Source organism: Schumannella soli (assembly GCF_006517435.1).
Lineage (GTDB): Bacteria > Actinomycetota > Actinomycetes > Actinomycetales > Microbacteriaceae > Schumannella > Schumannella soli.
In genome coordinates this window covers 1-16,761 of record NZ_VHQG01000001.1, presented here as the reverse complement: position 1 = coordinate 16,761, position 16,761 = coordinate 1, and the positions used below count along the sequence as shown (strand labels likewise).

Genomic DNA, 16,761 nt, shown 5'->3' with positions numbered 1-16,761 from the left:
ATGACCCTGCAGCAGGTGAACCCGCAGCTCCTCCTCAAGGAGATCCGCGCCGACATGGACGTCGATGAGGATGACGGGCTCGCGCCCGCCCGCCCGGCCGCCCGGGTCGCGCCGCGCACGAGCATCCCCGACCTGACCGACGTGCCCGAGCCGCCCCGCCGCGGGCTCGGCCGCTCGACCCTCTCGGCGAAGTTCGACGCGATCGGGTCGATCGTCGCGGCGATCTGCTTCACCGCGCTCGTCTACTGGTGGTTCAGCCCCTTCACCGGCGCGTTCGGCGCGCTCGTCGTCGGCTACCTCGTCTTCCTCGGCTTCTACGCCCTGCTCGTGTCGATCGGCAACGACCGCCGCGCCGTCGCCGACAAGATCATGACGGTGCTGATGATCAGCGCCGGGGTCGTGCTGTTCACCGCGCTCGCCTTCGTCGTCGGCTTCGCGCTGTTCCGCGGCGCCGACGCCCTGCGGCACCTCAACTTCTTCACCCAGACGATGGAGTTCGCGGGCCCGCTCGACCCGCTCAGCGACGGCGGCATCGTGCACGCGATCCTCGGCACGCTCATCCAGATCTCCATCGCGCTCGCGATCACGGTTCCGCTGGGCATCCTCACCGCCGTGTTCCTCAACGAGGTCGGCGGCCGCTTCGCCCGCTTCGTGCGCACGATCTCCGATGCGATGACGGCGCTGCCGTCGATCGTCGCCGGTCTCTTCGTCTACGCCTCGCTCGTGCACTTCGTCACGCACCAGAAGTCGGGATTCGCCGCGTCGATGGCGATCACGGTGATGATGCTGCCGATCGTGATCCGCGCGTCCGACGTGGTTCTGCGCCTCGTCGCCGGCAACCTGCGCGAGGCGTCGTACGCGCTGGGCGCGAACCGCTGGAAGACCGTCTGGCACGTGGTGCTGCCGACCGCGCGATCGGGTCTCGTCACGGCCGTGATCCTCGGCACCGCCCGCGGCATCGGCGAGACCTCGCCCGTGCTGCTCACCTCGGGTGTCACCGCGGTGATGAACCTCAACCCCTTCAGCGGCCCGATGATCTCGCTGCCGCTGCAGGTCTTCGAGTTCGTGAAGTCGCCCGAGCCGAACATGATCGCGCGCGGCTTCGGCACGGCGGCGGCGCTGGTGCTGCTGGTGGTGCTGCTGTTCATCGTGGCGCGACTCATCGGCGGCCGGCCGCCGGGCGTGCAGTCGAACGGCGAGCGGCGACGGGCGGCCGAGCGCTCGCGCGACGACCTGCAGCGGATGACGGCCGCGGCCGCCGCCGTGTCGCTCGCCTCGGTCTCGGCGCACGTCGTCGCCACCGAGTTCGACCCGATGCCGTACGAGCCGCCGGCGGAGCCCGCTGCAGACCCCACATCCGCCAAAGACCCCGCACCCGCCACAGAGCCCGCATCCACGACCGACCCCGCATCCGACTCCGAGGAGACCCCGCGATGATCCGCACGACCGCCCGGCGCCTGGCCGCCGCCGCGATCTCCGCCCTCGCGCTCGGCGCCCTGCTCTCGGTCGGTGCCGGTCAGACCGGCCCCGCGCACGCGGCGAGCTACGTCGCGATCTCGGGATCCGGCTCGACCTGGTCGCAGAACGCGCTCGACCAGTGGCGCCGCAACGTGGCCACGAACTACGGCATGCAGGTCAACTACTCCGGCACCGGATCGTCGGCCGGCCGCACCGACTTCATCAACGGCGGCGTCGACTTCGCCGTGAGCGAGATCCCGTTCCAGACGGTGCCCGACGTGCCGGGAGCGCAGCCCGAGAACCCGGAGGCCGGCAGCTTCGCCTACATGCCGATCGTCGCCGGCGGCACCTCGTTCATGTACAACCTCAAGATCGGCGGCAAGCGGGTCACGAACCTGCGTCTGTCGGGCGACACGATCACGAAGATCTTCACCAACCAGATCACCAACTGGAACGACAAGGCCATCGCCGCCGACAACCCGGGCCTGGCGATGCCGAACAAGTCGATCACCCCGGTGGTGCGCTCCGACGGCTCCGGCTCGACGGCGCAGTTCACGCTGTGGATGTCGAAGCAGTACCAGTCGCAGTGGTCCGCCTTCTCGGGGCGCAGCGGACTCACCTCGCAGTACCCGGTGAAGGGCGCCATCAAGGCCCAGAACGGATCCCTCGGCGTCGCCGGCTACGTCAGCCAGAGCTACGGCGAGGGTGCGATCACCTACGTCGAGTACAGCTACGCGATGAAGTCCGGCTTCCCGGTCGCGAAGGTGCTCAACGCCTCGGGCTACTACGTCGAGCCGACGGCGGCCTCGGTCGCGGTGGCGCTCATGCGCGCCGGCATCAACAGCGACCTGACGCAGAACCTCGACAACGTCTACTCGAACGGCGACCCGCGCAACTACCCGCTCTCGAGCTACAGCTACATGATCGTGCCGCTCAAGGTGCGCGGCATCTTCACCGAGCAGAAGGGCACCACGCTGGGCACCTTCGCGAGCTACATGCTCTGCGAGGGGCAGCAGCAGGCCTCCGCGCTCGGCTACTCGCCGCTGCCGATGAACCTGGTGAAGGCCGGATTCACGCAGATCGCGCGCATCCCCGGGGCCTCGGGCGTGAACGTCGACATCAACAAGTGCAACAACCCCACCTTCAAGCCGGGGCAGAGCGAGAACGACAACGTGCTCGCGCAGACCGCGCCGCAGCCCGCCGCCTGCGACAAGAAGGGGCCGGACCAGTGCACGACCGGCACCGCGGGCGCCAAGGGCGACACCGCGGTGAGCGGCTCGGGCAAGGGCGGCTCGGCGTCGGGCGGCGCCGCGGGCGGATCCGGCGGTGCGTCGTCGGGTGCCGGTGGATCGGGCGCGACCGGCGGCGACAGCTCGAGCACCGGGGGAGAGGCCCAGTACGACGAGAACGGCCAGCTGATCGGCAGCACGAACGCCGGGGCCGTGTCGAAGCCCTACGAGCTGCCCTCCGACGGCTTCGGCGGCCCGCAGATCGCCATGGTCATCGGCGCGCTGCTGCTGGTTGGCGCGGTCATCCTGCCGCCGCTGCTGTCTCGCCGGATGCGCGCCGCCGATCGCCGACCCGGGAGCTGAGGCGCCGCCGGCGTCACGGCATCCCGCCCCGCACCCGGCTCGGCGGAGTCGACGAGGACCGACCCGCCGAGCCGTCCTCCGTCGTGCCCGCCTGCGCACCTGCCGGCGGGACGTCGCCACGCCGACGCACCCCTGAGCCGTCCAGCGGCGTGTGCTCCTTCCTCATCCGTTCACCGCGATGTCACCCACCGCGCCGAGCCTTTCGTCGGATTCCTCGGGAGTCCGACCCGAACCCGCCTGGAGATCCCCGTGTCCGCACCCGCTTCGCAGCGCCGCGCCCGCCAGTACGGCGCCTCGCTGATCGCCGGCCTGCTCAGCGCCGGCCTCGCCTTCGGCGTCGGTCTGGTCATCACGGCGCCCGCCCCGGCGGCGAAGGCCGACGACAGCTCGGCGGTCACGGTCAGCGCGAAGGATCAGGACGCGGACGCGGCGACGTCGCCGCTGCCCGATCTGAAGCTCACCGTCTCGCAGACCGAGGGCCTCGTGTCGCAGGCGATCGTGCTCAGCTGGACCGGCGGCACGGCATCGACCCAGCCGAGCCAGCAGAACGGCGGCAAGAACTTCCTCCAGTTCGCGCAGTGCTGGGGCGATGACGCCGCCGGCACCGGGCCGGATCGCGAGACCTGCCAGTACGGCGGCTTCAACCAGGCCGGAACGACCCGCGACCGCTACCACCAGGCCGGCACCGCATCCGCCGATGACGCCGCGTACACCGTGTCCGAGGCCCCCCTCGGCGACTACACGTCGATCCCGTTCAAGGCCGTCGACGGCACCGTCTACTCGAACATCGACGCCGCCACGAAGACCCGCATCCGCGGCATCGACCCGAACACGAACCAGTTCTTCACGAAGTACACGACCAACGAGGTGCCCTGGGCGGGCTCCGGCAGCGACGGCACCGGCACGGTCAAGTTCGAGGTGCAGACCAAGGTGCAGGCCCCCGGCCTCGGCTGCGGCGACCTGATCACCGCGGCCGACGGCACGAAGAGCGGCCGCTCCTGCTGGCTCGTCGCGATCCCGCGCGGCACCGCCGACGCCGGCAGCGCGCAGACCGACCAGTCGGGCCTGTTCGCCGAGCAGTGGAAGCACCGTCTCGCGGTCAAGCTCGACTTCCGCCCGATCGGCGACGTCTGCGCGATCGGCGCGGCGGAGCGCCAGCTGCAGGGCAGCGAGCTGATCGCCGGCGCTGTCGCGTCGTGGCAGCCCGAGCTGTGCGGGGCCGTCGGCGGCGACGCCTACACGGTCCTGACCGGAACCGAGTCGGATGCGGTCGGCATCGCGAACAGCACGACTCCCGGGCCGATGGCGCTCACCTCCCGCGCCCTGCAGGGCGACGTCGAAGACGACCTCAGCTACGCGCCGATCGGACTCACCGGCATCGCGGTCTCGTTCGCGATCGACCGCCAGCCGAACCTCGACGGCAACACCCCGAGCGACGAGCTCGCGAAGGCGAAGCTCCCGCTCGAGTCGATGAACCTCACCCCGCGCCTCGTGGCGAAGCTCCTGACCGGCTCCTATCTCGATGCGCTCCCGTACGACGCCGATCGTTCGCACCTCACGGGCAACCCGCGCAACATCATCCGCGACCCCGACTTCCTCGCCGTGAACGACGCGACCTGGAAGTACCAGTCGGTGGCGAGCCCCGCGATCGCGGACGCGCTCGTGCCCCAGGGGCGCTCGGATGCGGCGTACACGATCTGGTCGTACGTGCTCGCCGACGCCGACGCCCGCGCATTCCTCGCCGGCAAGGCCGACCCGTGGGGGATGAAGGTGAACACGTGGGCGTCGGATTCGGCCGACGTCGCGCCGAAGGACGAGTCGGGTCAGTCGCTCGCCCAGACCTACCCGATCGACGCGTTCCCGAAGTCCGACCCGGTCGAGGTCCCCGCCCAGGACGGCAAGGCCGCGATCAACGCGGTCACCTGGCGCCCGTACACGAACGACCTCGACAGCTCCGCGTACAAGACCCTCCGCGGCGACGGGCAGGTGCTCGGGGCCTGGAACCCGGTCGCGAACCCGCCGAACTACGACAAGTCGGTGCGTGACCTCCCCGGCAACCAGGCCGTCATCGGCGTCACCGACGCCGCCTCGGCGGAGAAGTACCTCACGATCACCGCCGCCCTGCGCAACCCCGCCGGACAGTTCGTGCGGCCGACCGTCGAGGCCTTCACCGCGGCCGCGGCGGCGATGACCCCGTCGGCCGGTCAGAAGCAGGTGTACGGCTTCGACAACGATTCCGCCGCCGCGAAAGCGGCGCCGTCGGCCTACCCCCTCACCGTCCCCGTCTACGCGGCAGCCAACCCCGGCATGACGGATGCGACGCTGCGCACGAGCTACGCCGCGTTCATCCGCTACGCGATCTCGGCCGGAGCGCAGACGCCCGGCACCGACATCGGTCAGCTGCCCGCCGGCTACGCGCCCCTGCCGCAGGGCTGGCGCGACCAGGCCCTCGCCGCCGCCGCGAAGATCCAGGCCGGCACGACCGCGACGCAGCCGACCGACACCTCGGGCGGTGACGCCTCCGGATCCGGCTTCGGCTCTGCGGATGCGGGCTTCGGCTCCGCCGGCGACGGGCTCGGATCCCCGGATGCGTCCGGTGCTGCGGGCTCGAACGACCCGGCGGCGTCCGGCGACACCGCCAGCTCCCTCTCCGCGTCGCGCACCCCGGCCGATCCGAAGACCGGCGGGCTCGACTCGGTGCTGCCGCTCAGTCTCGTGGCCGGCATCCTCGGCGCCCTCGCCGTGCCCAGCATCTCGCTGTTCCGGAGACGCCTCTGACCCCCTGATCTTGGCGAGGCAGGCTGCACCGGGCTGGGACCCGGCGCCTCGCATCAAGCCGCGAACGACCGACTGGGACGGGCGCGGAACCCACCCTGAGACAAAGGACAGCACTCCCGTGAAGATCAAGAAGATCGCGGCGTTCGCCGCGGTCGCCGCAGTCGCCGTCACCGGCGCCGCGCTCGTCGCCCCCGCTTTCGCGGAGCCGGTGTCGAACAGCTACGTGCTGGTCGGTTCCGACACCCTGCAGGACTCCACCAACGCCCTCCTCAACGGCACGGATGCCTCCGGCAGCCGCGTGCGCGTGACCTCGAACAGCTCGACCCTCGGATCGTTCGACGCCTTCGGCTCCGCAGCCATCCAGACCAAGCCCGGTGGCGCCTACTTCGGCCGTCCCGCGGGCTCGGGCGCCGGCGTCAATGCCCTGCGCGCCTCGATCACCGGCAACGCCTACTCGGCCGGCGGCACCAACACCACCCCGGCTCGCGTCATCACCGGCCAGGTCGACATCGCCCGCTCGTCGTCGGGCCCCGGCGGCAACGCCAACGCCGACGGAAAGCTGCTCTACTACCCCTACGCGCGTGACGCGGTCGCCTACGCCTACAAGGGCGGCACCGCCGCCTGGGCGAACCTCACCCCGGCGCAGCTCAAGCAGATCTTCGACGGCACGCTGACCACGGTCGACGGCGTCGCGATCAAGCCCCGCCTGCCCCAGGCCGGCTCGGGAACCCGCAACTTCTTCCTCGCCGCTCTCGGTTACACCGGCACCACCGCCCCGGGCGTGAGCGACACCGGCAACGCCACCGCGGAGAACGACGCCTCGGTGCTCGGCGCCGGCGAGATCATCCCCTTCTCGGTCGCCAGCTGGGTCGCGCAGTCGAACGGCGTCACCGGCGTTTCGACGATCGGCACCACCGGCGTCCTCATCGGCAGCCCGGTCGCCGGTCAGGTGCCCTTCACGGGAACCGGCACCAACCTCGTCCCGAACTCGGCCTTCTACGCCGACACCACCTTCGGTCGTGACACCTACCTCGTCGTGGAGCGCGCTCGCGTGACCCCCGGCGACGCCAAGTTCGACCAGGGCCTCGCCGACCTCGTCGACGCGACCAAGTCGCAGAGCCTCACGAACTTCGGTTCGCTCAGCTCCTCGCCCGGCGCGGTGAAGAAGAAGTTCGGCTTCCTCGCTCCGTCGTCCACCACGCCGCTTCCCGCGTACACCACGCTCTGATCCGGATAGGAATCTGACAGTCATGTTCAAGTCCATCGCCTCGAAGGCCGCCGCGATCGGCGCTGCCGGCTTCGTGGTCCTCGCCTCCTCGGTCGCCGTCCCGGCGTTCGCGGACACTCCGTCCGACTCGGCCGGCGCCTTCTGGATCGCCGACGGCAACACCGGCGCCCCGGTGACCAAGGGATCCACCCTCCAGTGGAACGACGGCGTCATCGCCATCCCCGTCAAGGACGACTACGACGCGCTGTTCCAGGGTTCGGCCGACGCCGAGTCGGTCGCGGTGTTCCTCGCGCCGGTCGGCAAGGAGAAGACCATCAGCGCGTGGTCGGCCTACGCCCCCAGCGGGTTCAACAACGGCTCGAAGAACGTGCTGCAGCCGACTGCCACCCTCGGCAGCCTGGTCAACGGCAACGGTCTCGCGGTGAAGGCCGCGGGCGGCGAGTACAGCGTCGGCCTGGCGTTCCTCAAGAACAACGGCCTGACGATGGCGAACGCGGGGATCTACTACACCCGCGTGCACATCCAGCCCGGTGGCGCGTACACCTTCGACACGCCGACCGACAGCACCACGCCCACGAACCCGCCGGCGGGTTCCACCAGCGGTTCGGTCGACGTCTCGGCGACGACCACGGCCGCCGTCGACGGCGCGCTCGAGCTCTCGGTTCCGGCGGGCGCCAAGGCGACCCTCGGCACCGCCGCTCTGGTCAACGGTCTCTCGACCTCGACCGGGAAGCTCGGCTCGATCACCATCAAGGACGGCCGCGTCGCGTCGACCCCTGGCTGGGATCTGACCAGCGCCGTCGCGAAGTTCGCCCTCACCGGCGGCACCTCGGCTGACGACATCGACGCCAAGCAGCTCGGTGTGAGACCGCTCGTCACCTCCGGCCCCGCGGCCGCGGCGGCGGGCAACTCGGCCGGCACCGCCGGCGACAACAAGTTCGCGTCGGCTGCGGCCGGCACGAGCGGCACCAGCGTCGTCGACGCCGACCTGACCTTCGTCGCCCCGGCGAAGTCGAAGGCCGGAACGTACACCTCCAAGGTGACGCTGACGCTCGTCTCCAAGTAATCCCGGCAGGCCCCGGGCGGTCCCGTCGTCGCACCGACGACGGGCTCCGTCCGGGGCCTTCCCCCTGCTCGACCCGCTCCGCCGGGATGCCCGCCGCGCACCGCCGCCACGGTCGCCGCGCGCCGCATCCACCCCTCGATCCCACCCCGGTCGCGCTTAAGTCGGCGTTCACCTCTCCGACGCCGCACGGCCAACGACCGATGGCTTCATACACTGTGCCCACCTGGACCTCCGCCGCGAATCCGGCCGCCCGCCTCGCCGCCGCCGCTCTCGCGCTCGCCGCCGCCGCCACGCTGCTCAGCGTCGCCCCGGCCGTCTCCGCCCGAGCGGACGACACGATCGGCATCTCCGGCGCGCCCGCGAAGGCCGGCGCCGCCGACGGCCGCACGCGCTTCACCTACCAGGTCGGCCCCGGCCAGCACCTCGACGACGAGTACCTGGTGAAGAACACCGGCAGCACCCGCCAGACCGTCACGGTCTTCGGCACCGACGCCTTCAACACGGATGACGGCTCGTGGGGGCTGCTGCCCACCGACGACACCGCGAAGGACGTCGGCGGCTGGGTCAGCTTCGGCGGACAGCCGCGTGCGACCCTCGATCTCGCCGCGGGCGAGACCCGCGCCGTGGCCTTCTCGGTCGACGTGCCCGCCGACGCCGGCCCCGGCGACCACGCCGGCGGCGTCGTGCTCTCGGCCGTCAGCCCCGACGGGCAGGTGCTCGTCGACCGTCGCGTCGCGACGCGGCTCTACGTGCGGGTTCCCGGCGACATCCAGGCGGCCCTCACCGTCAGCTCGATGGAGGCCGACTACGGCTACAGCTGGAACCCGCTCGACGGCACCGTCGTGGTGAAGATGACCGTGAAGAACACCGGCAACGTCGCCCTCGGCGGGCTCGCCGTCGTGAAGCTGCGCACCTGGTTCGGCTTCGGACTGGCCTCGCCCGAGGCGCGCCCCGACTTCCCCGAGCTGCTGCCCGGCAACGTGCGCGAGCTCACCGTCACCCTGCACGGGGTGCCCGCCCTCGGCTACCTCGAGCCGACGATCTCCCTCGCGCCGCAGATCTCGCCCGACGCCATCCAGCCCCCGTCGCTCGTCACGACCGAGCGCAGCACCTCGCTGGCGGCGGTGCCGTGGCTGCTGCTGGCCGTGCTGCTCGCGGTCGGCCTCGTCATCCTCGTCACCCGCCTGCGTGCTCGCGCCGACGCGCGCCGGGCCGAGGCGTGGATGGCGCACGTCGCCGAGCAGGCGCGCAGCGACGCGGCGACCCCGAACCCGGCCGACAGCAGCCCGGAGAAGATCGGAGCCGGACGATGAAGCGGATGCTCGCCGCCGCACTGCTCGCGGGCGCCGCCGTCGTGCTCACCGCCGCCGCTCCCGTCTCGGCCTTCGCGGCCGACGACCTCGAGGGCGGAGGCGACTACCCGATCAGCGTCACGGTCACCGGCGACGGTTCGGTGCCGTCGGGCGGATCCGACTCGGGCGGCTTCGGGGGATCGGGCTCGGGCTCGTCGGGCTTCGGGTCGTCCGGCTCGTCGGGCGGCTCTGCTCCCTCCGACACCGTCGACACGGGCGCGAAGCCCTCCGGCGAGGGCGCCACGGCGGTCGCCGACGCCGCGTTCTCGCTCGGCGGGCTGCGGCTCGGCTACCTCATCTCCCCGATCCCCACCCAGGGCGAGCTCAGCACCTCGGTGACTCTGCGCAACGGAACCGACGCGCCGATGCCGGTCACGATCCGCGCCTGGCTCACCGGTCCGCTCGGCAACCGCATCGGCGGTCCCGTCGAGCGCACCGTGACGCTCGCGCCCCAGACGGACCGCACCCTGCGGATGCGCGTCGGCGGCGTCGGGCAGTGGACCTTCATCACCTCGCACCTCGAGGCGACCCCGCCGAAGTCGGTCGACGGCGTCGCGCTGAAGAAGCTGACGCGCGAGCAGTCGATCGTGATCGCGCCGTGGGCGATCCTCCTGATCGTGATCGTCGGGGCCGGCGCCGGTTACGGCATCTCGGTCGCCGTGCGCCGCCCGCGCCGCGTCGTGCAGGAGTCCTTCGCATGAGCGTGATCGACGCCCCGCCCGCGGCCGCCGCGCCCGCCGCGCCCCCGGCCGCGCCGCCCGTCCCCGGCTACATGGCGCCGCCGCCGCATCTTCCGCCGGGGCCCCGCCCGCCGCGGCGCATCCCGAAGCCGCCCGTGCAGCTCGCCCCGCTCACCCCGGCTCAGGCGATCACCCGCAGCGTGCTCATCACGGCCGTGCTGCTCGTGTTCGCGTTCCTCGTGCAGGTGGTCGTGCTGTCGCAGCTGCAGCACCTCGAGTCGCAGCAGCGCCTGCGCGACTCCTTCCGCGCTCAGCTCGCGGCGGGCACCGCGCCGGTCAGCGAGGCCGACTACACCGGCAAGATGCTGCGCTCGACGTCGCCGGTGGGCATCCTCTCGATCCCGCAGATCGGCGTGAGCGAGGTGCTCGTCGAGGGCACCGACTCCGACACGCTGAAGACCGGCGCCGGCCACCGTCGCGACACCCCGCTGCCCGGCCAGCCCGGCATAAGCGTGCTCATCGGCCGTGCCGGGGCCTACGGCGGGCCGTTCTCGCACATCCAGGAGCTCGCCCCCGGCGACCGCTTCTCGGTGCGCACCGGCCAGGGCAAGAGCACCTTCGAGGTCATCGGCGTGCGCTACGCCGGCGACCCCACCCCGGCCGCGCTCGCCCGCGGCGGCAGCCGGCTCGTGCTGCAGAGCGCCCGCGGACCGGCCTTCGCCCCGAGCGGCGTCGTCTACGTGGATGCGCGCCTCGTCAGCCCGGTCATGGACGCCGGCGCACGCTGGACCACGACCGGCGCGCTCCCGCCCGAGGAGCGCGCGCTGCAGGCCGACACCCGCGAGGTGTGGAGCCTGGTGTTCGCGCTGCAGTTCCTGCTCGCGGCCCATCTCGGCGCCGCCTGGGCGCGGCGTCGGGTGGGCTCGCGCAAGACCTGGCTCGTCGGCGCTCCCGTCGTCGCTCTCGCCGTGCTGCTGGCCGCCGATCGCATCGTGCCGCTGCTGCCCAACGTGCTCTGAAACCATCCCGAGGAGAACTGTCATGACCGATGCGAACCGCGACCCGGTGACCGAGGTGCTGCCGGCGGCCCCGGCCCCCGCGGCCCCGATCCCGGCGGCTGCGAGCGGGACCGTGGAGGTCCCCGCGATGGTCGAGCCCGCGACGGAGTCCGTGCCTCCGGTTCCGGCGTCCGCGGCGACCGGCTACCCCGGGTACGCATCCACGGGCTTCGGCGGCCCCGAGGCCACCTCGCCGGTCGCCGACGCCCAGCTCGAGGCCGACCCGCGCTACGCCTACGCGGCCCCGTCCGCCATCCCCGGCTACGGCGACGCCGGCTTCAGCGGCGCCTACCAGGCCGCCGCGGCCGCCGCGTACCCCGTGCCCTCGAACCTCGACGCGCGCGAGCCGCTCGCGATGCTCGAGGCCCGTGGCATCACGGCCTGGTTCGGCGACCATCAGGTGCTCGACCGGGTGTCGCTCACGATGCCGGCCGGCCAGATCACGTCGTTGATCGGTCCGTCGGGATGCGGCAAGTCCACGTTCCTGCGCATCCTCAACCGCATGCACGAGCTGGTGCCCTCGGCGAGCCTCGCCGGCGAGGTGCTGCTCGACGGCGACGACATCTACGAGCCGCAGAAGCGCCTCACCGACGCGCGCAAGGCGATCGGCATGGTGTTCCAGAAGCCCAACCCGTTCCCGGCGATGTCGATCTACGACAACGTGATCGCCGGGCTCAAGCTCACCGGCATCCGGGCCGACCGCGCCCGCAAGGACTACCTCGTCGAGACCTCGCTGCAGAAGGCCGGCCTCTGGAAGGAGGTGCGCGACCGTCTGCGCGCGCCCGGCGGCGGACTCTCCGGCGGCCAGCAGCAGCGCCTCTGCATCGCCCGCTCGCTCGCCGTGCAGCCGCGCGTGCTCCTCATGGACGAGCCCTGCTCCGCCCTCGACCCGACGTCGACGCGCGTGATCGAGGAGACCATGCTCGAGCTCGCCAGCGAGGTCACCATCGTCATCGTCACGCACAACATGCAGCAGGCGCAGCGCGTCTCGAGCCAGTGCGCGTTCTTCCTCGCCGGTGCGGGCAAGCCCGGCGGCATCGTCGAGCACGGGCCGACGGATGCGATGTTCGGCGACCCGCAGGATGACCGCACCGCCGACTACGTCAACGGCCGCTTCGGCTGATCGGCGACGCGGCCCCGTCGAAAGGGACGACCGCACCGCCGACTACGTCAACGGCCGCTTCGGCTGATCGGCGACGCGGCCCCGTCGAAAGGGACGACCGCACCGCCGACTACGTCAACGGCCGCTTCGGCTGATCGGCGACGCGCGGCGATCTGGTCGTACTGGTCACGGCCGACGCCGCCGTGCGGATCGGCGCCCCCGATCCGCTGATTCCGTCGCGCGGCGCGCCCCGCATTGTCGGAATTCGCACCGATCGCCACGGATCGCACCTCCGTGTTGTCGGAATCGTTCAACGCCCGCGCAGGGCCCGTCGATAGGATCGACGGGTGAGAGTCGCGCGCTTCAGCACCGGAGACGACGACCCGCGCTTCGGAGTCATCGATGACGACGACATCGTCGTCCTCAAGGCCGACCCGATGTTCGCGGGCTACGAGACGACGGGAGAGCGCGTCCCCCTCGCGGATGCGCGGCTCCTCGCGCCGGTCATCCCGCGCTCGAAGGTCGTCTGCGTCGGCATGAACTACGGCGCCCACGCGAAGTCGATGGACTGGGACACCGACGGCGACCCGCTGATCTTCCTCAAGCCGAACACCGCGGTGGTCGGCCCCGGCGACCCGATCCGCATCCCGCCGGTCGAGGGCCGCATCGTGCACGAGGGCGAGCTCGCGGTCGTGATCGGCCGCGTGGCCAAGCAGGTCAAGGCCGAGGACTGGCAGTCGATCGTCTTCGGCTACACGATCGCCAACGACGTCTCGGCCCGCGACCAGATGTTCGCCGACGGCCAGTGGGCGCGCGCGAAGGGCTATGACACCTTCTGCCCGCTCGGCCCGTGGATCGACACTGAGATCGACCCGAGCGACCTGCAGATCACGACCTACGTCGACGGCGAGGTGCGCCGCACCGGCCGCACGAGCGAGATGCTGCACAAACTGCCCGAGCTGATCGAGTTCATCACCGACGTGTGGACGCTGCTGCCCGGCGACGTCATCGTCACGGGAACCCCCGACGGTCTCGGCAGCTTCGAGCACGGCCAGACGGTCGACATCGACATCGAGGGCCTCGGTCGTCTCTCGAACCCCGCGCTGAACCGCGACCCGCGCTGATCCCGGGGCCGGGATGACCGTCCTCGCCTCGTACGACGCCCTGGCCGTGCACCGTCGCACCCGCCGGGTGCTCGTCGCGGGGCAGGTGCTCGCCGGCCTCGGCATGGGCTCAACGCTCTCGGCCGGCGCTCTGCTGGCGACGCTCGTCTCCGGCTCCGAGGCGTGGTCGGGGTCGGCGACGACCGGCTCGACCGTCGGCTCGGCGGTCGCGGCGATCCCGCTCGCGGCCCTCGCGCAGCGGGCGGGCCGGGCGCCGGCGCTCGCGACCGGGGCGCTGACGGCGGCGCTGGGCGGCGTGCTCGGCATCCTGGCGGCGGTGTGGATGCTGTTCCCGCTGCTGCTCGTCGCCTTCGTGTGCATCGGGGTCGGCACGGCGGTGAACCTGCAGTCCCGGTTCGCGGCGACGGACCTCTCCGAGCCGTCGACGCGGGGTCGTGACCTGTCGATCGTGGTGTGGGCGACGACGGTCGGCGCGGTGATCGGGCCGAACCTGATCTCGTCGGGCAACAGGCTGGGGCTCGCGATCGGGCTGCCCGAGCTCGCGGGTCCGTTCCTGCTGACGATCGCGGCGCAGGCGACCGCGGCGATCGTCTACGCGGTCGGGCTCCGTCCGGATCCGCTGCGGCTCGCTCGCGACATCGCGTCCGGGGAGGCGCGGGATGCCGCTCGGCCGGCGGCCGGCGCGACCGCTTCAGCCGGGGCCGCAGGCACCGCATCCGCCCCGCGCCCGCGTCCGCGCGACGTCGACGACCCGCGCACGGCGCGCATCGGAATCGCGATCATCGGCCTCAGCCACGCCACGATGGCCTCGGTCATGGCGATGACGCCGGTGCACCTGACGCACAGCGGCGCGACGCTCGAGGTCGTCGGTCTCACGATCAGCCTGCACGTCGCCGGGATGTACGCCCTCTCGCCGCTCTGGGGTGTGCTCGCCGATCGGCTCGGCCGCCCCGTCGTGATCGGCTTCGGCCAGGGGATGCTGCTGCTCGCGCTGGTGCTCGCCGCACTCGGCAGCGAGAGCGAGGGGTTCGTCGTCGCGGCGCTGATCCTGCTGGGTCTCGGCTGGAGCGCCTCGACGGTCGCCGGCTCGGCCATGATCGTCGCCGCCACGAGCGCCGAGCGACGCACCCGCACGCAGGGCCGCGCCGATCTGGTCATGAGCTCCTCCGGGGCCGTCGGCGGAGCTCTCGCCGGCCCGGTGCTGGCGCTGCTCGGCTACCCCGGCCTCGCCCTCGCGGCCGTGCTCCTCGTCGCGGTCGCGTCCGGGCTCCTCACCTGGCGCGCCCTCTCCGCGCGCAGCGCCGCCCGCGTCGCCGCCTGAGGGCCTCCCACGAGGCGGCCGCCGCCCGGAGTTCACCCCGGCGGAGCCCCTCCGGTCGACAGACGGCGTGACGGCGCGCGGTGCGCCCGCCCTCGCGGCCCCGCGCATCCCGACCCCGCACTACCCTGGGCAGTGATGTCAGCCCTGCCTTTCACCACTGCCACCGGACCCGATGTGAAGGTCCGCTTCTGCCCGTCGCCCACCGGGACCCCGCACGTCGGGATGGTGCGCACGGCGCTCTTCAACTGGGCCTACGCCCGGCACACCGGCGGCAAGCTCGTGTTCCGGGTCGAAGACACGGATGCGGCGCGCGACAGCGAGGAGAGCTACGAGCAGCTCGTCGAGGCGCTCACCTGGCTCGGCCTCGACTGGGATGAGGGCGTCGAGAAGGGCGGGCCGAACGGCCCGTACCGCCAGTCGCAGCGCGGCGACATCTACCAGGACGTCATCCAGCGGCTGAAGGATGCGGGCAAGCTCTACGAGAGCTTCGTCACCCCCGACGAGATGGAGGCGCGCAACCGCGCCGCCGGCCGCGACCCGCGCCAGGGCTACGACAACCACGAGCGCGACCTCACCGACGAGCAGCGCGAGGCCTTCAAGGCCGAGGGCCGGCAGCCCAGCCTGCGGCTCCGCGTACCGGACAGCGACCTGTCGTACGAGGATCTGATCCGCGGCGACGTCACCTTCCCGGCGGGCAGCTTCACCGACTTCGTGGTGGTGCGGCCCAACGGCGCCCCGCTCTACACCCTCGTCAACCCGGTCGACGACGCGCTCATGGGCGTGACCCACGTCTTCCGCGGCGAGGACATCATGTCGTCGACACCGCGCCAGATCGCGCTCTACCTCGCGCTCATCGACATCGGGGTGACCGACGTCATCCCGCGCTTCGCGCACATGCCGCTCGTCTACGGCGAGGGCTCGAAGAAGCTCTCGAAGCGCGACCCCGAGTCGAACCTGTTCCACCACCGCGAACGGGGGTTCATCCCCGAGGGGCTGCTGAACTACCTGGCGCTGCTGGGCTGGTCGATCGCGGCCGATCGCGACGTGTTCACGACGGCCGAGTTCATCGAGGCCTTCGACATCCGGGATGTGAACCCGAACCCGGCCCGCTTTGATCAGAAGAAGGCCGACTCGATCAACGGCGACCACATCCGGATGCTGGCTCCCGACGACTTCGAGGCGCGGATCGCGCCGTACCTGGCCGGCTTCGTCGAGAACCCGCCGACCGCGGCGCAGCGGGCGATCCTGCGTGAGGCGGCGCCGCTGATCCAGGAGCGGATCATCGTGCTGGGGGAGTCGCGCGACATGCTCGCGTTCCTGTTCACGCCCGACGCCGAGATCGAGTTCCAGCCGGACGCGCTGCCCAAGAACGCCGACGAGGCGAAGCTCGTGCTCGAGGCGTCGACCGCGGCGCTCGAGCAGCTGACGTCGTTCGGCCGCGTCGAGATCGAGGAGGCGCTGCGCGTCGCCCTGATCGAAGGAGCCGGGCTCAAGCCGCGCGTCGCCTTCGGCCCGCTGCGCACCGCCGTCAGCGGCCGCCGCATCAGCCCGCCGCTCTTCGAGTCGATGGAGATCCTCGGCAAGGAGTCGACGCTCGCGCGCCTCGAGCGGTTCCGGCAGACGCTGTAGTCGGCGGCGTCCTCCCGGGCAGCCCTCGCCTCAAATCATGGGCGACACGCCCGGGATGCGCGGATGATTCGCGCCGACCCCGAGACGTACGTAAAGTAATCCCTCGTCAGCCCAAAGGTGCGGGACACGGAGAGCGGCTCAGCCGCCCGGATCCTGGCCTCAAGAGCGACAAGCCCCCATCTGAACTTCTGGATGGGGTTCGCCACTCCAACGAGTCGTTGATCTGATCAACGCGCGGAGCCTCGCAGAGTCTTTACCTCAGCGAAGCCGGCCGCCCACCGGAGTGGTTCGGAAGACGATCGCCTTGGATCGAACCCGCGAGGGTGAGATCTTCGAGCATCCGATCCTTGAGAACTCAACAGCGTGCACTATG

At 71.7% G+C, this 16,761-nt stretch carries 13 protein-coding genes; 12 read left to right on the top strand and 1 reads right to left on the bottom strand.

What is annotated here, in order from left to right; translation table 11 throughout:
• From pstA to FJ657_RS00025, 9 genes are all read left to right on the top strand, one after another.
• Window positions 1–1,437 (top strand): phosphate ABC transporter permease PstA, encoded by a 1,437-nt coding sequence (gene pstA, locus FJ657_RS00060; protein ID WP_255447041.1) that lies wholly within the window; start codon window positions 1–3, stop codon window positions 1,435–1,437.
• On the top strand, window positions 1,434–3,050 hold the full coding sequence (pstS, locus tag FJ657_RS00055; RefSeq protein WP_141161673.1) for a phosphate ABC transporter substrate-binding protein PstS: 1,617 nt from the start codon (window positions 1,434–1,436) through the stop codon (window positions 3,048–3,050). Before pstA ends, pstS begins: the two co-directional genes overlap by 4 nt.
• A gap of 249 nt (window positions 3,051–3,299) precedes the next feature.
• Complete coding sequence (locus tag FJ657_RS00050) at window positions 3,300–5,828, top strand: hypothetical protein (protein WP_141161672.1); 2,529 nt, start codon at window positions 3,300–3,302, stop codon at window positions 5,826–5,828.
• A gap of 118 nt (window positions 5,829–5,946) precedes the next feature.
• Window positions 5,947–7,056, top strand: coding sequence for a substrate-binding domain-containing protein (locus tag FJ657_RS00045; protein WP_141161671.1), 1,110 nt, complete (start codon window positions 5,947–5,949; stop codon window positions 7,054–7,056).
• A 22-nt stretch (window positions 7,057–7,078) separates the two neighbouring features.
• Window positions 7,079–8,122, top strand: coding sequence for a hypothetical protein (locus tag FJ657_RS00040; RefSeq protein ID WP_141161670.1), 1,044 nt, complete (start codon window positions 7,079–7,081; stop codon window positions 8,120–8,122).
• 200 nt (window positions 8,123–8,322) lie between these two features.
• Window positions 8,323–9,435: a COG1361 family protein gene (locus tag FJ657_RS16955; protein ID WP_181408807.1), complete on the top strand. Its 1,113-nt coding sequence runs from the start codon at window positions 8,323–8,325 to the stop codon at window positions 9,433–9,435.
• A complete protein-coding gene (locus FJ657_RS00035; RefSeq protein ID WP_141161669.1) occupies window positions 9,432–10,175 on the top strand; it encodes a hypothetical protein in 744 nt (247 codons plus the stop codon). The genes FJ657_RS16955 and FJ657_RS00035 overlap by 4 nt, the downstream gene beginning before the upstream one ends.
• Entirely contained in the window at window positions 10,172–11,173 is a 1,002-nt protein-coding gene (locus tag FJ657_RS00030; protein ID WP_255447040.1) for a sortase, read from the top strand. Before FJ657_RS00035 ends, FJ657_RS00030 begins: the two co-directional genes overlap by 4 nt.
• A 394-nt stretch (window positions 11,174–11,567) precedes the next feature.
• Window positions 11,568–12,335 carry a phosphate ABC transporter ATP-binding protein gene (locus FJ657_RS00025; RefSeq protein ID WP_141162635.1) on the top strand — a complete coding sequence of 256 codons (768 nt, stop codon included), beginning with the start codon at window positions 11,568–11,570 and terminating at the stop codon, window positions 12,333–12,335.
• Between the two features lie 47 nt (window positions 12,336–12,382).
• Here FJ657_RS00025 and FJ657_RS17145 read toward each other — a convergent pair whose 3' ends face one another.
• Window positions 12,383–12,595: a hypothetical protein gene (locus FJ657_RS17145; RefSeq protein ID WP_141161668.1), complete on the bottom strand. Its 213-nt coding sequence runs from the start codon at window positions 12,593–12,595 to the stop codon at window positions 12,383–12,385.
• Window positions 12,596–12,661: 66 nt separating this feature from the next.
• On the opposite strand from FJ657_RS17145, the gene FJ657_RS00015 reads away from it, so the two are divergent.
• The 3 genes from FJ657_RS00015 (at window position 12,662) to gltX (ending at window position 16,388) form a co-directional block, all read left to right on the top strand.
• On the top strand, window positions 12,662–13,438 hold the full coding sequence (locus FJ657_RS00015) for a fumarylacetoacetate hydrolase family protein (RefSeq protein ID WP_141161667.1): 777 nt from the start codon (window positions 12,662–12,664) through the stop codon (window positions 13,436–13,438).
• A 13-nt stretch (window positions 13,439–13,451) separates the two neighbouring features.
• Window positions 13,452–14,759 (top strand): MFS transporter, encoded by a 1,308-nt coding sequence (locus tag FJ657_RS00010; protein ID WP_141161666.1) that lies wholly within the window; start codon window positions 13,452–13,454, stop codon window positions 14,757–14,759.
• A 135-nt stretch (window positions 14,760–14,894) separates the two neighbouring features.
• Window positions 14,895–16,388 carry a glutamate--tRNA ligase gene (gene gltX, locus FJ657_RS00005; protein WP_141161665.1) on the top strand — a complete coding sequence of 498 codons (1,494 nt, stop codon included), beginning with the start codon at window positions 14,895–14,897 and terminating at the stop codon, window positions 16,386–16,388.
• Window positions 16,389–16,761 lie beyond the last annotated feature (373 nt).